The organism is Fluviispira multicolorata (assembly GCF_009208585.1).
Classification (GTDB): domain Bacteria; phylum Bdellovibrionota_B; class Oligoflexia; order Silvanigrellales; family Silvanigrellaceae; genus Silvanigrella; species Silvanigrella multicolorata.
The window spans coordinates 707,830-722,579 of the sequence record NZ_WFLN01000004.1 but is presented as its reverse complement, the minus strand read 5'-3'; the positions used below and the strand labels follow the sequence as shown (position 1 = coordinate 722,579).

Below are 14,750 nucleotides of genomic sequence, written 5' to 3'. Positions count from 1 at the left end.
AATATGTCATTTATCAATAGGTATAAATTTTATTATCTCTGATTGTGGAGAGTGCGGATGAAGTTAGCACCAAAAATTATAATTCTACTGCTCGCAGTGACTTTTGGTGTTATGACTATTTATAGTATAATTCAAATTAAAAATGTAGAAAAATCTTTAATTAAAGATGCACAGGAAAATCATACGCTCATGTTATCTAATTCACTTGGGTTTCTTTCAAAGTCATTGTGGGAATTGGATAAAGATATTTCGGTGCGAGGTATGAAGCCTTTATTTGAAACAGGCACGGTTCGTGACATTATTCTTTATGATTATTCTGGTATGCTATTTAATGGCGTCTTTTTGAAAGATAAAGTTAAAAAAGAAATAGAAATAACGGATCCTGAAAATATAAAAAGTGTCTATAATTTTGATTTTGCAAAAATAGATGCAAAAAAAATGCCATTTACCTTAATTCCTTCAAAGCTTCTGTATAAAGTAGAAAAATTAACAGATAATATGTATGAAATTGTAGGATCTTTATGGTGGAAAGAAACAGAGTTTTCCGAACCGCGTTTTTTAGGTTTTGCGGTGATGCATTTTTCTACCGAATATATTTCTGAAAGATTAAATGAACAGATATTTGGTTTTCTCTATCTAACTATAGGTTTATGTATCTCTATTATAGTTTTAACTTATGCTTATCTAGAACAACAAATTATTTCTCCAATAAGAAAGCTAATGATTGCAAGTTTAAGTGCAGCTTCAGGTGTCTTTACTAAAATTAAAACAACTAAGAGTAAAGATGAAATAAATAAGTTAACAGAAAATTTTAATTATATGATAATTAAAATTGAGAATAGTTTAAGTTTAATTCGTGGACTTTCAGAGGCGTCTCAAGAAATAGTTAAGTGCAAAAATATACAAGAAATTTCTGATGTTTACAGTGGCTACTGCCAAAAGCTAATCTCTGCTAAAAGAGTAGATGTATGGGTAGATACAAGCAACGCTCTTTCGAATTCTGCAAGAGGTATGCGGCGATTATCAGATGATAAAGAATTAGAACAAAATGATCCTATTTTAAAACTTATTTTAACAACCGTAGAAGAATTGCATGATAGATATGATAATTTAGATAATTCTAAATTTATTAATAAAGTTGTTATACCTCTGTTAAATTCAAAAGGAATTATGCTTGGACTCATTGAAATTGAGTTTACAAAAAGTGAGTTCAAATATGGAGAAGAAGAAAACCGAGTTGTAAAAGCTTTAGGAGTGCCACTTGCGACGGCTATTGAAAATTATTGGCATGTCTTAAAGGAAAAAGAGAGAGCAAATATAGAAAGAGACTTTGAGTTAGCAAGTGCCGTGCAAAACTCTATTTTATCAAGTGATATCCCAAAATCACTGCACTTTGATTTTTCTACATATTATAAAACTGCAAGCCAGTGTGGTGGAGATTGGTATGGAGTTTATGAGGTCAGTCCTGATAAAATTTTGGTTCTTTTTGGAGATGTTACTGGGCATGGAACCCCTGCAGCACTTATAACCGCCGTTACCCGCGGAGCGGCGGACATAATAAAACAAAATATTGCTTTAGGAAATATGGAAGTTAATGAAAATTTACCCGCATTGGTTTTGCAATTTATCAATGAATGTATTTTTGAAACGGGTCGAAGTATGTATTTTATGACTATGGTTGCAGCATTGATCGATTTTAATTCTCAACAGATTATTGCTTCTTCGGCAGGACATACACCTCCTGCACTTATTTCGATGAATTCAGATCTTCCAGAGGTAAAATATATTTATCCAAAAGTGGGTTCACGTTTAGGATATGAAAAAGGTTCTAAATATGAAACACAGTCATTTTCTTTTTTACCAGGGCAGCAGATAGTTTTTTATACGGATGGGATCATTGAAGGTGAAAATTCAGCTGCGAAAGAATATGGTATGAAAAAGTTTAAACAATCAATTCAAAATCACTGTACAAATAACGCCGAAGATTTTATAAATAACATAATTAATGATGCATATAGTTTTTTTGAGGGTATTCCTCAAAAAGATGATATAGCTGTTCTTGTTATTAGGTTTTTAACAGAAAAAGAAAAAGAATTGAAAAAAGATGTACAAATAATTAAATTAAAAGCAGCATAACAATTTTTTGTCGCTTTATATGTCTGAAAAAAAGACACTTTTATATTTAAGCTTATTAAATTTTATGTGCTCAGAAATTTCTTAGGCTCACTTGCTTGTAGTATTTAATAAAAGATCAATATAGATAAAATATAAATTTAGAAATTACCAAATGTCTTTTTTTTTTACAACTTGTATATAGCTTGTCATAGGGACAACTAGAGTGGATATTTATTGCAAGATTTATGAGCTTCTCATATCAAACTATTCACCTACCTTGCATTGTCTCTCAATCTATCTCACCACATTTCCCTAATTTATCCTGCCAGACGAAAAAGAAGCTCATAAGATTTTTCTTATGAAAGTGAGTGTTGGTTTGTAATATCAAAAAAATTTATACATAGCAAGATTAATTTGTTAATTTATGTGGCTTGCCTTTTTAAGCTAACCAATAAATATAGATATTATATTTATTGGTTAGCTTAATATGAGATCATAGTTATTTATTATGAATTTTTTTCAGTAACTATCATCCCATTCTATTAAAATATTAATTTAATTAAACGACTGGACAGTTGCAAATACATACTGTTAAAAAAGATGAATAGAAGACCTATGATGGGTCTAATTTTTATTCAATTAAAAAAAGGTAAAACAATGCGCCCCTTTTTTGATCTCGCTAAATTAACTGAACGTAAAATAGGTCATGGATTTTTGATTGACAATGTTCCTCTCTCCAAAATTCTTGAATGCAATCATTCTCCTGTTTATGTCACGAGTCTAAATGCAGTTGCAGAAAGAGTTAACATCTATCAAACAACTTTAAAAAAATATTTCAAAAATAATTCTATTTTTTATGCCATGAAAGCGAATTTTTCAAATCCTATTTTAAAGCAAGTTCAAGAGACGACAGCAGGGGTTGATATTGTTTCAATTGGAGAATGGCGTGCAGCTTTAAAAGCTGGCTTTTCTCCTCAAAAAATTTGTTTTGCAGGAGTTGGTAAAAAAGAAGAGGAATGGCGTGAAGCAATTGAAGGTGGTTTAGGTTATCTAAATGTAGAGCACCTTGATGAACTGAAAGATATTCTTAATTATATATCTGATAATATTAATAAACTAAAATTCATTCCTGTTATTTCTCTGCGTCTCAATCCTTGTCTTGAAGTAAAAACGCACCCTCATTTAAAAACAGGTGCTCTTGATTCAAAGTTTGGTATCTTATTTGAACATTTTGAAGAATGGGTTATTAATATAAAACAAGTTTTTCCAAACTCTCAAGCTTTTCAAGAATGGATCTCCCCTTTAAAAGGAATTCATGTTCATGTTGGATCACAGTTAATGGAAAATAAAATTTTTTCTCTTATAATTGAAAAGATTTTAGAATGTGCATCGTTCATGTTTGAAAATAATATTAAACCTTATCATATTGACCTCGGGGGTGGTTTAGGGGTGCCTTATGAAGGCGTTTCTTTAGATGGAACAGATATTAGTGTACATGTTGAATTTTTTTGCTCAACATTAATTAATCTTGCAAAAAAATATAAAAAACTTCATATTCTCTGGGGAAATCAATGTGAAAATTTATTTGTTTGTTTTGAACCAGGAAGAAGTATTGTAGCAAGCTCTACAGTATTTTTAACTAAAGTTTTGTATACAAAACATAATTCAAATGATCATAATTTTTGTTTTGTCGATGGCGCAATGAATGATTTTCCAAGGCCGAGCATTTACAATGCAAAGCATCAATGTGAAGTTGTTAATTTTGAAAATTCAGAATTTTTAAAACAAAACTCTTTAAGGAAAAAGATTCATTGGCAAATAGTAGGTCCAGTTTGTGAAAGTGGTGATTTTCTATCTAAAGATGCACTTTTACCTAAATTATTCAAGAATGATGTGCTTGCTTTTTTTGAGGCAGGAGCATACTGCAGATCGATGGCAAGTCATTATAATTTAAGAAAATTGCCTGCTGAAATTTTCATAAAAAATGGTAAAATTATTGAAATTATTGAGAACTAATTTTTCTTTTTCATTTTATATGGGTGTATATGCTTAAAAATAAAGAAATTATGTCTCTAGAAAACGAATACAAATATTCTTGTAATGATGATGAATATTTTGGGAAAGATATAAATGAAAAAGTTTCATGGTTTTTAGCTTCTTTTAGAAGCGTAAATACGCGAAAGTCATATGAGAGAGACATTAGAGAATTTTTTCTATTTTGCTTTTTGCAATTAAAAATTAAAGTTATTGATTTTCATCAGGTTACCGAACGGATTGTTTTACTTTGGAAACATAGTATTTCTCAATTAAAAGCATCAAGTATAAGAAGAAAATTATCTGCTTTGTCATCTTTATTTAATTTTCTTATAAGAAGAAAATTTATGCATAAAAACATAATTGAATTAATAATTAAAGATCCCGTGAGCCGTGATGGTAAAACTAATGTTTTAACACACGATGAAGTTATACAATTATTAAATTATATTTATTTAAAATGTTCAGAGTTTCAGCAAAAAAATAATCTTTTTTATCGTAAATGGCGATTACGTTATGTAATTTTATATACACTTCTTACTGTAGGAATGAGAGTTGAAGAGCTTTGCCAATTGAAAATAAAGTCTTTAGAATTTAATGGAGAGATTTGGAAACTGCATATGATTGCAAAAGGTGATTTAAATCACTCTCCTATAATTCATCCAGCCACGGCAGCAGTGCTTATCGAATATTTAAAGGAATTTAGAGCGGATGCATCACAGGCCGAGCCTCTTTTTATAAAAACACAGATGTCTAAAAATATAACAAAATTAAGTCGTTCATCTGTCTTTAGAATGGTTAAAATTTGTGCTGAAGCTGCTGGTCTTAAAAAAGAAATCAGTCCACATAGCTGTCGCACAACTCTTGCTTCTTTGCTTCATCAAAATGGAATTCCCATAATAGAAATTAAAAATCTATTAAATCATAAATTAGTTACAACTACTGAAATTTATATTAAAAACTCCAATGAACATATGAAGTCAGAGATTAAGAAAATGGATATTTTTGAATAGAATTATAAAATAAAGTATGACAAAAATTTATTTGATTTAATAATTTAAAGAAATGCTAAGTGTCAGTTTAGAAGACAATCAAAATCAAAATTGAATTTACAGTGCTGATAGTATATGAGCATTTTGTTGATTTATTGAGTAGGGATGAATTATGAAAGATGCAAATCGAAAAAAAAACTGTAACAGTCTAAAAATAATTAAAATTTTTACAGCGTATTTGTTTATAATGCACTTGTCTGCATTTGCATCCCCTGATGATATTTTAGTCAATATATTTTTTAATGATAAGAATGTGCTTACGGAAAAATCAAATAGCGATTTTCTTATTGAAATGCAAGGAATTGCATTAAATGAAAAATTAAGTCCCTTTTTTAAAGATTCATTTATTAATATTGAAAATAAGTCAGACTCAGTAGTTTGTGAAAAATCAATTGATTTTCGTAAAAAATCAATATTATTTCATGATCCTCAAGAATTATTAACTACGTTTACTCAATGTAAATATAAAATTACAAGTCAAAAGACAAAAAAATCCATCGCTCTTCGCATAGGACTGAATAGAACATTTCGTTCTTGGTGCAAACGAAAAGAGACTTCAGGTAAAGAAATAAAAAAAACCGTAAATGCAATTCTAGACATATTACATGCAAAATGTTGTAACGATGAGTATGTTAAAAACTCTCTAGTTAATGCAAAAATGCTAAATTTAGCTGACAAAGAAATTGTTGATGTTTCTCCTATTGGAAGCTTTACAAACTTGCGTGCCCTTTGGTTAAATAACAATATGATTTCAAATATCAATCCTCTTACTTCACTTAAAAATTTGTTTGTAATAAGTTTATCCAATAATAATCTTTCCAATATTAGTGCAATTAAATATTTAAAAAATTCACGGTGGGTATTTGTGAGTAAAAATCATATAACAAAAATCAATGCCATAACACAATTGGAAAACATGAGGGTTTTTATTGCCGAAGATAATGATATTGTAGATATTAAACCCCTTCTTAATCTTAAAATGATGAATGTTAAAGTTCGCGTGGATGACAATCCCTTTGATTTAAATATATGCAAAGATTATCTTTCAAATCATTCAAAGATGAAGCGAAGTGTTATTCTTGATGATTTATGTTCTGACTTTGTAAAGATTGTTCCCACAAATATTGTAAAAGTAGAAGAACGGACTTTGTAAAAATTGTTAAAAAGGGGCTATATGAATAATTTAACTCAAGACAATGTCCATAGTATACATAACTTTGCCAACACTGACCTTGAATTTTTGCTCATTTCAACTCCAAAAGCACATGGAGATCGCATTAATGTTGACTATAAAATTAGATTGGCCAAAGAAGAAGACTCTGACAAACTGACTGAATTAGCATTTCTTTCAAAAAAATCTTGGGGATATCCATTAGAGTGGATGGATTTATGGAAGAAAGATTTAATTATTAATGCTGAAATTATCAATAGCTCTGTTACTTTAATTGCGGAATTAAATAATCAAATAATTGGTTTTTGGTGTCGCAAAAAAGTTCAAAGTGAAGAAGTATCAGATGGATATTTATTTATTCATCCAGATTACATGAAACTTGGAATAGCAAAAAATTTATGGCAAGCGCTTTTGTATGAATTGAGTGAAAGTAAAATCTCATCTTTTGTAATTGCCGCAGATCCAAATGCTGTGCCTTTCTATTTAAGTCTTGGTGGAACTCAAATAGGTGAAAAAGAATCAGACGTTATTTCAGGAAGAATTATACCAATATTTCGTTTTATTTTGAAATAAAATAAAAAAAAATTAATTATTTAATGAATTAATTTTTTTTTGGTAATCTATCAGGTAATAATACATTAAATATTTAATTTCAATTACTTGACAAAAATAAAATTAAAATGAAAAGTAATATTTCCATTTGAAATTGTTTTTGCAAATAGTAATTCTGCTCTATTCAAAAGCTTTTCTAAAAAAAATTGCATATTAATTTTATTAGGTTTTTATGACGACTCAAATGATACTTTTAATCATATTTGGATCTTCACTATTTTGTTATGCTATTGAGCGTCATATAGCATGGATTTCTCATGTTAGCAGCGTCTGTCTGTTGATTTTATTTGCCATGCTATTAAGTCAAATTGGTATTGTCCCTGCTCATTCTGAATTGTATGATTTTTTGCAAGCTCCTATTGTATTACTAGCTATTGCAATGGTTACTTTAGATTTTAAATTTTCTGATTTCATTAGATTACCATTAAAAATAATTTTTGTTTTTATATTTGGGATGTTAGGTAGTATACTCGGTGGTTTAATTGCAGGTTTTACCGCTGCACATGAGTTGGGAGTTGATTCATATAAAATAGCAGCGCAACTCACTGCAAGTTATATTGGTGGCCTCGAAAATGCAGCTGCTATGCAGAAGCTACTAGAAATTCCCAACCATTATTTTATTGGTACCTTTGCCTTAGACAGTGTTGTCACAAGCTTTTGGCTTATTATTTGTATTTGGTTTGCAAATGATAAAGGCGAAGAGTTTAAAATTGCTGATGATGATGGCAGTAATTTTGATGGTGTGCAGGTGAGCATAGTCAGTCTTTTAGCTTGTCTGTTTGTTGCTTTAGGTATTGTAATTCTTGCTGAATATGCTGTAAAATACGTGGGTTTTATGCATAAAATACTGTGGATAAGTATTTTTGCACTGTTTGCTGGTCAAACTCCAATACTAAAGGATTATTTTAAATCGGCATATGTATTAGGAGCAATTTTATTTGCGGGCTTCTTTTTTAGCATTGGTGCTGTATCCGATTTACAAGCTATTTTAAATTTACCAAAAACGATTATTATGATGCCCGTTATAATCATTTTCACTCACTCGCTTTTTATTCTTATATCAGCGCGCTTATTCAAACTAAATAAAATTGCAACATCTATTATTTCTCAAGCTCTCATTGGAGGTCCAGGGACTGCCGTTGCCTTAGCTCAGACACGAAAGTGGAAAAGCGGAATTGCCATTGGGATTATCCTTGGGGTTTTAGGCTATTCCATTGCCAATTTTTTCGGAGTTTTTGTGTTTAATCTATTGCAATATATTTTACCAAAGTGAGAGATTTATGATAAACAATTTTTTTGAAAATCCCATTATTTTTGATTACAAGAAGCCTAATCAAGAGGAAATCAATTGGCTGAAATTAAACTCAAATCCTATTTTTATTGAACAAAATTTCCGTATTAAATCACTGCATTCCTATAAAGAGATAAAATTAAAAGGGGTTTTAAATACCATGTATGCAAGGGCAGCTGTGGTTTTAAAATTAAATCAAATACTAGAAATGTTGCCTAATGAATTTAATTTCTGTGTATTTGATGCGTTTAGAACCATTGAAACTCAGTATGATTTATTTCGCTTTATTTATGATCAACAAAAAAATTTAAACCCTAATTTATCACATGCGGAGCTTTTTTCTATTACAAAAGAATATATTGTTCATCCAGACGAAAAATCTCTTTATGAAATTCCTATGCACAATAGTGGTGGTGCTATTGACCTAAATTTAGCATTTAATGCTCAAGAATTAGATATGGGGACTGAATTTGATGAAGTATCAGAAAGCTCTCAAACAGATTGGTTTGAACAAGAATTTAAACTTGAGTTTGGCTTTACACAAGAAAAATGGTTTGAAATCAGAAAGAATCGTAGGTTATTATTCAATGCTATGAAATACGTAGGTTTTGTCAACTATAATGCTGAGTGGTGGCACTATGATTTGGGTGATTGCCATTGGGCAAATACCCTTAATGTAACATGGTTTTATCAATCTATGGAAAAAGAGTTATAATAAAGAAGAGACACTCCTATGCGTGCTATTTACAATTTAACCACCCTTAAATTCGCATGTAGTGCACCGCTTATTAGAAAAATACTTGGTACTTTTCTTGTTTTTTGGATAGTTTTTTTCATTTTAGCATCTCTGTTTTTTTTAGGTTTTTTACAAAAGCATTTTTCTCAGGAAATAGCATTATTTATTTTAAAAAAGATTTTCATAATTTGGATTTTTATCTCCATAGCACTCATATTTTTACTTTGGATTTTGTTAAAAAATAGCATTTCTCCTTTGGTTTTTTTAATCACTCACTTTAAAAATTCAACCACACTCCAAGAAATTGAAATCCCAAAAAATCTATCAAAAGAAATTTATGAGCTCTATGAAATTTTGAATACTTCTATTAATCGAATAAATGAGTTTCAAAGAAAATCTCATGAAAAAAATGCTGCAATTGCAATGACAACAAAATTACTTGCGCATGACGTTCGTCAACCTTTTGCACTTTTACGAGCAGGTCTTATGCTCCTTGAAAAAACAAAAGATTCTGAGCAAATGAATTCTTTGCTAGAAATGATGATTCCAGAGGTAAATAAATCTATCCAAAAAGTGAATGGTATGCTCCTTGATATTATGGAAATAGGTGCAAATGCTGAAAATTTAATATTGGAGAATATAAATCCAGAATCGTTAATAGAAACTATAGTAACAGAAACTTTTACCATTCATTCTAAGTCAGATATTTCAATGGAATATCACTTCGATCACAATCATATGATAAAGGTGCATGTTTTAAAAATTGAGAGGGTCTTTTCAAACATTTTGTTGAATGCACTACAAGCAATGAAATTTAAAGGAAGTATTTGGTTTAAAACTCGAGAAGTTTTTACTGATGAAATATTATATATTGAGTTTTGTATTGGAAATAGCAATTCATTTATTTCCGAAGAAAATATAGAAAGTTTGTTTAAAGCTTTTTATACCAGAGATAAAAAAAATGGGATTGGACTTGGCCTTGCTATTGCCGAAAAAGTCATTCAAAATCATACTGGAAAAATTTATTGTCATTCAGTAAAAAATAGTCAATTTCCTGAGGGCAAAGTTGAATTCTATTTCACACTGCCTGCGAGTGTAGAAATTTTAAATAAAATTTCTACAAATTTAACTTCTCATGATAAAGTAGTGAGTGAAAATAAATTTTCCCGAAATCTGGTAAATAAATAGGTAAATTCAGTTTTACCACCAGAACTTTGATTGAAATGGTCCAAATTTAGCTTTTTCAAATTCTTGATTGCTATTTTTGAAGTGCTCAGGGATGGCAAATCCCTCAGGTCTCAACTCCTTAAATGGATAAAGCACCATCCTATTTGAATCGTGTTTTCTCTTTAAATTATTATTAATATAGCTTGAAATATCATAAGCATCGTCAATTTTCAAAATCGGATTATCATGAGTGGCTCCCATGGGCATATTCGTATATAAAAATGAAGTTAAGAGTGGAATCATGTACATATGCCCACCATCACTGTAGGTGTCATCGCCTGCAACAGGTGGAAATTGATATCCTCCACCTTGTTCGAAATCCGCTTTTTTAAGACCCAATCCTTCTATACCATGGCAGCTAGAGCAAAGAGTGTTATAAAGTGCTTTGCCTTTAATAGGATTCGATGCTCTTTTAGGTAAATTAAAGCGATTGTCTAATTTTGTATTTTCCATATTCATATTTAGTTGTGTTTTTTTTCCAAGCCAGTTTATGTAAGCAACTATTGCTTTCATTTCTTTCGTATTATTTGACATTTTTTGAGGAGTGGTTCCGAGCATTCCTCTAATTATAGTTTCGATAGACTTAACAGTCATCGATTTAATATCGAGTTGTGGAAATTCATTTTTGCTATTGATCCAAGGAATGGAATATTTTTTTGTTCCAGGTAATCCACTGAGTCCAACTTGATGGCAGTGAACGCAATCTAAATTATTAGCAGATATACGTAGTTCTTTCTTCTTTGCTTTTGGTCCGATTAATTGAGAAGTATTTGTTACAAGTTCAATACCATAACGAATGAGTTCTCCTTCCTTTCCTTTTGGAAGTTCATTTTTATTTGGCTCTATCCAAGCCTGTTTCTTTCTTTTTTCAATTTTTTCGACGAGTGATTTGGCTTCATTAATATTTGTTATTTTTGTACCAAGGGGATATTTTTTTAAATCCCACGTCTCTTGCTGTGAATAACAGTGAGTTGATGTCAAAGCGATAAAGAAATAAGAAATTTTTAATAATTTCATAAAAGCCTTATTTTAGTCATATTATAGTTTGATATTAAATTTTAACAATATTTATTATTGCCTGATAGGAAAAGTATTGTTTATTATTTAATTTACAATATTTTGACGCTTTTATCAGATTTTTAATCTGAAAATTGCAAAGTATGGGTGCTCAAAATAGGTCTTCCATGTTTTATGATAAAAATTCAAATTAAAGTGAGTTTTTTATGGTACAGGTAAGCCATGTTGTTTCATAATATAAAGAGCATTTGTGGTGGGGCAGGGGCCTTCTTTAATAAGATAATCAAAAGCGAGTTTTAATCCTTCAATATGTTCTCTAAAGTGCATATTTATTAGACGCGAGTCATTTTTATCCAGTTCGGTCAATGCAAGATCATGAGTCGAAATAAAACCAAAAGAATTTTTTTCAAAGAGAGCATGAATAATATGCCAACTGCCAATATATCTTTCCTTATTATTAGTTCCTCTAAATATTTCATCTATTAAGAAAAAGCCAGGATTTTGATAGCTATTATTTAATGAATTTAAAATAAAATGGAGGCGCTTTACTTCGGCATAAAAATAACTTGTTCCTTCAGACAAAGAGTCATCAATACGAATGGCACATAAAAGACGAAATGGTGGCATTATAAATTTTGTTGCAAAAACAGGTGCTCCTATATTTGCAAGCACAATATTTGTTCCTAGTGTTCGTAAAAATGTACTTTTACCAGCCATATTACTGCCTGTTAATAAAACAACTGGTGAACTCTTATGCAATTTAATGGTATTGCAAATTCGCTTTTGAGTGGCAATTAACGGATGACCGAGATGGGTGCACTCTATTTGTTGATCTGATGCTTGCTTGCGTTCACTTAACGTAACAAATCGACTGTTTGGATTTTCACTTGCAAATCGTGCAAAACTTGCAATAACATCAAATTCATAAAGTTCATTTTCCCAAACTTTAAGGGTTGCTGAAAAGTTTTTAATTTTCAATTGAAGAATAAGGCAAACAAGAGCATCAAATGGAAGAAAAATATGGAGTGTTACCCAAAAAATAGGATTTCCACGTAAAGAAACAAGATCTAATAATAGATTTAATGATTTAATTTTTGCTTTTGCCTGTTTCTTTAAAAAGGTGAATTGGAGTGATTCTGCAATACTTTCGTTATTATTTAATGTATTAATTATTTCTTGAAGAGTTTTAGATGATTGAGCAACTTTAGTTGCTAATTGAGTGATTGGAGTGAAGATTAGAGTTCCAAGTAATAGGAAACCGGTGTATAAAAAAATGGGTTGTAAAAAGGCTTCTGTATTTCCAGTTGAAATAAAATTATTAAATGCAGGAATAAGAATAATGAACCACGCACAAATACTAACAAAGGCATAAAATATTCGAAATGATATTGAAACAATTGAATTTGAATCTTTTTTTTCTTCTAATTCAGAATTTTCTCCTTCGACTTTTTTTTCATATAATTTAAAATACTTTTGTAAAAAAGACTCACTTAAACGCAATGATTCAAAATGCCTTAAGAGTCTTGTTTTTCGACTTAAGGTTTGAGCATTTTTAGACCTTTCAATGACAATTTGTGTTTGCTCAGGTTGAATGCCGGCTTCCATAAGCATTGAAAATAGTTTTTGTGAACCTTCTTTAGTTGAGCATGTGTTTAGTAATAAATAAAGTTGTGTGTGAATATCTAAATCAGATGAATAAACATGGCCTTTAGGCACAACAATACATTCATCGTGCCAAGGGGATTTTTGGGTAGTTATAAAATCAAAATCTCTTTGAGATCTTGCTTCAGAGAGTTCATAGCTCAATGCAACAGCGTTCCATTTTTTTTGTTTTGCTTGAATTATATTATGAATCCAAGAGGTAAATAAACAGAAGATTAAAAAAAGAATGATAAGCAGAAGTGTTGTTGTAGAGTTCGATTTTTGTGCATAATTAACTACAATAGCGAGCAGTGCAATGGTACTTAAAAGACGAAAGAGAGCAAAGCGATTGTCAAAGGTTTTTAATTTGCTATCAATAATTTTTGATCTTGCCTGTGCTCTTATAAATGGAGACAGTAGAGAATCAGAATTATTATTAGGATTTTTCTGTAGATCTTCGTTCATTATTAGCTCTCACAATAGGATAAATACAAAAATTAAACAATTCAACCTAATGAAGTTAGCATAGAATTTTATGGCAAGACAACATTACAACATTTTAGTCAATTACTGATTAAAAAATAGACAGATTTTTGTGAAGTGTCTATCTTTTATACAGGTCAATTGCAACTTTCATTTTAAATACCAATGTTAATATAGCTTTATAAGTGGTATAAAATTTGCTATATATTTTAGCATAAGCTTTACTCTTAAGCTTATAATCACCTTAAATGCAAATTTTAAAACCTCATAAAGGATATTCAATGAAGTGGTTTTTTTATATACTTATGATTTTATTAAGCTTTTCTGCGGTTGCTTTGCCTGCAAAGAGAAAAGACACTCGATTAAATCGTCAAATGAGCAAAGAACAGGTTGCAAAAACCTTAGAACGAGCTGGGTTTCCACGTGAAATAGTTCCAGTTGTGACATGTATTGCGCAGTTTGAATCAAACTTTAATCCAAATGCAATAAATAAGCACAATAATAATAGCACTAAAGATCATGGCTTATTTCAAATCAATGACATTTGGATGGAAAAGTGCAAGATGAGCGCAAAAGATTTACAAAACCCTGTCTTGAATGCAAGATGTGCGTTTAAAGTTTATCAAGCACAAGGTTTGACGGCTTGGGTAACATATAACAAATTTAAAAGAGTTTGTCTTGCTTATCAAATCCCTAACTACAATACAAATAATATTGCAGAAGTTATCGTCAAAAATAATCAGTTAATGTAATAGAGAATCTCTGACATCTAAATTTTTAAGATTTAGAGTATTATTAAAGGAACACGAATCGCCGTGTTCCTTTATTTTTTTTATGGAGAAAAAAATGCAAAAAAATATTTTTTCCATTTTGGCAGGAGTTTTTAGTTTTATTGCATTAATAATTGGTATTTTTAAATTATTTCCTCATTTTCAAAAAGGAGCTCCCGATCAAACTTGGATATTTTTAATAATAACCGTATGTCCTTTAATGACATTAATTTATGCAATTGCTGGAACAGATGATAGTATAAAATTTGTTTCACCAAATGCTTTTGGTTTGGTATTAACATTTCCATGTATAATTGCTTCTTTTTATCTACATTTATGGGTATCTGTAATTTGTATGTTACTTGTTGCCATATTTGCACTGAAGCAATTATTTCAAGACAGTAATGAAAGTAACAATAATACGCATCATCATTAAATAGAAATGATTTTATTGATAATGAGTAAGTAATTTTTACCTATGTCTTATTTTTTTAACACATGTAAGATTTAAGTACTTCTAAATTACTTAGACTATGTCGATAAAATTTCGGCCATTTCTAAAATGAAATTTTCTTAAATTCATTTGTGGAAAGACGATTAA

Annotated in this window: 12 protein-coding genes; 10 read left to right on the top strand and 2 right to left on the bottom strand. The window is 30.0% G+C overall.

What is annotated here, in order from left to right; translation table 11 throughout:
* The first annotated feature begins 57 nt into the window (after positions 1-57).
* The 8 genes from GCL57_RS03110 (at position 58) to GCL57_RS03075 (ending at position 10,199) form a co-directional block, all read left to right on the top strand.
* Positions 58-2,136, top strand: a complete 2,079-nt coding sequence (locus GCL57_RS03110; RefSeq protein WP_152211796.1) for a SpoIIE family protein phosphatase — start codon at positions 58-60, stop codon at positions 2,134-2,136.
* 597 nt (positions 2,137-2,733) lie between these two features.
* A complete protein-coding gene (lysA, locus tag GCL57_RS03105) occupies positions 2,734-4,131 on the top strand; it encodes a diaminopimelate decarboxylase (protein ID WP_161597571.1) in 1,398 nt (465 codons plus the stop codon).
* A gap of 29 nt (positions 4,132-4,160) precedes the next feature.
* Positions 4,161-5,162, top strand: a complete 1,002-nt coding sequence (locus GCL57_RS03100; protein WP_152211794.1) for a tyrosine-type recombinase/integrase — start codon at positions 4,161-4,163, stop codon at positions 5,160-5,162.
* Positions 5,163-5,313: 151 nt separating this feature from the next.
* Entirely contained in the window at positions 5,314-6,354 is a 1,041-nt protein-coding gene (locus GCL57_RS03095; protein WP_152211793.1) for a leucine-rich repeat domain-containing protein, read from the top strand.
* 21 nt (positions 6,355-6,375) lie between these two features.
* A complete protein-coding gene (locus GCL57_RS03090) occupies positions 6,376-6,945 on the top strand; it encodes a GNAT family N-acetyltransferase (RefSeq protein ID WP_152211792.1) in 570 nt (189 codons plus the stop codon).
* Positions 6,946-7,168: 223 nt separating this feature from the next.
* A complete protein-coding gene (locus GCL57_RS03085; RefSeq protein WP_161597570.1) occupies positions 7,169-8,257 on the top strand; it encodes a DUF819 family protein in 1,089 nt (362 codons plus the stop codon).
* A gap of 7 nt (positions 8,258-8,264) precedes the next feature.
* Entirely contained in the window at positions 8,265-8,990 is a 726-nt protein-coding gene (locus GCL57_RS03080; RefSeq protein WP_152211790.1) for a M15 family metallopeptidase, read from the top strand.
* An 18-nt stretch (positions 8,991-9,008) separates the two neighbouring features.
* On the top strand, positions 9,009-10,199 hold the full coding sequence (locus tag GCL57_RS03075; protein WP_152211789.1) for a sensor histidine kinase: 1,191 nt from the start codon (positions 9,009-9,011) through the stop codon (positions 10,197-10,199).
* A 12-nt stretch (positions 10,200-10,211) separates the two neighbouring features.
* Here GCL57_RS03075 and GCL57_RS03070 read toward each other — a convergent pair whose 3' ends face one another.
* Positions 10,212-11,255, bottom strand: a complete 1,044-nt coding sequence (locus tag GCL57_RS03070; RefSeq protein WP_152211788.1) for a c-type cytochrome — start codon at positions 11,253-11,255, stop codon at positions 10,212-10,214.
* A gap of 204 nt (positions 11,256-11,459) precedes the next feature.
* A complete protein-coding gene (locus GCL57_RS03065; protein ID WP_152211787.1) occupies positions 11,460-13,361 on the bottom strand; it encodes a MutS-related protein in 1,902 nt (633 codons plus the stop codon).
* Between the two features lie 299 nt (positions 13,362-13,660).
* Between GCL57_RS03065 and GCL57_RS03060 the strand changes: the two genes are divergently transcribed.
* Positions 13,661-14,131, top strand: coding sequence for a transglycosylase SLT domain-containing protein (locus GCL57_RS03060; RefSeq protein ID WP_211363212.1), 471 nt, complete (start codon positions 13,661-13,663; stop codon positions 14,129-14,131).
* A 94-nt stretch (positions 14,132-14,225) separates the two neighbouring features.
* Complete coding sequence (locus GCL57_RS03055) at positions 14,226-14,585, top strand: hypothetical protein (RefSeq protein WP_152211786.1); 360 nt, start codon at positions 14,226-14,228, stop codon at positions 14,583-14,585.
* Positions 14,586-14,750: the final 165 nt, after the last annotated feature.

What these genes read in the sequence shown, in the direction of transcription:
- GCL57_RS03070 (WP_152211788.1), bottom strand. Translation starts at nt 11,255, where the DNA reads ATGAAATTATTAAAAATTTCTTATTTCTTTATCGCTTTGACATCAACT.
- GCL57_RS03060 (WP_211363212.1), top strand. Translation starts at nt 13,661, where the DNA reads ATGAAGTGGTTTTTTTATATACTTATGATTTTATTAAGCTTTTCTGCG.
- GCL57_RS03080 (WP_152211790.1), top strand. Translation starts at nt 8,265, where the DNA reads ATGATAAACAATTTTTTTGAAAATCCCATTATTTTTGATTACAAGAAG.
- GCL57_RS03110 (WP_152211796.1), top strand. Translation starts at nt 58, where the DNA reads ATGAAGTTAGCACCAAAAATTATAATTCTACTGCTCGCAGTGACTTTT.
- GCL57_RS03075 (WP_152211789.1), top strand. Translation starts at nt 9,009, where the DNA reads ATGCGTGCTATTTACAATTTAACCACCCTTAAATTCGCATGTAGTGCA.
- GCL57_RS03085 (WP_161597570.1), top strand. Translation starts at nt 7,169, where the DNA reads ATGATACTTTTAATCATATTTGGATCTTCACTATTTTGTTATGCTATT.
- lysA (WP_161597571.1), top strand. Translation starts at nt 2,734, where the DNA reads ATGGGTCTAATTTTTATTCAATTAAAAAAAGGTAAAACAATGCGCCCC.
- GCL57_RS03065 (WP_152211787.1), bottom strand. Translation starts at nt 13,361, where the DNA reads ATGAACGAAGATCTACAGAAAAATCCTAATAATAATTCTGATTCTCTA.
- GCL57_RS03100 (WP_152211794.1), top strand. Translation starts at nt 4,161, where the DNA reads ATGCTTAAAAATAAAGAAATTATGTCTCTAGAAAACGAATACAAATAT.
- GCL57_RS03090 (WP_152211792.1), top strand. Translation starts at nt 6,376, where the DNA reads ATGAATAATTTAACTCAAGACAATGTCCATAGTATACATAACTTTGCC.
- GCL57_RS03055 (WP_152211786.1), top strand. Translation starts at nt 14,226, where the DNA reads ATGCAAAAAAATATTTTTTCCATTTTGGCAGGAGTTTTTAGTTTTATT.
- GCL57_RS03095 (WP_152211793.1), top strand. Translation starts at nt 5,314, where the DNA reads ATGAAAGATGCAAATCGAAAAAAAAACTGTAACAGTCTAAAAATAATT.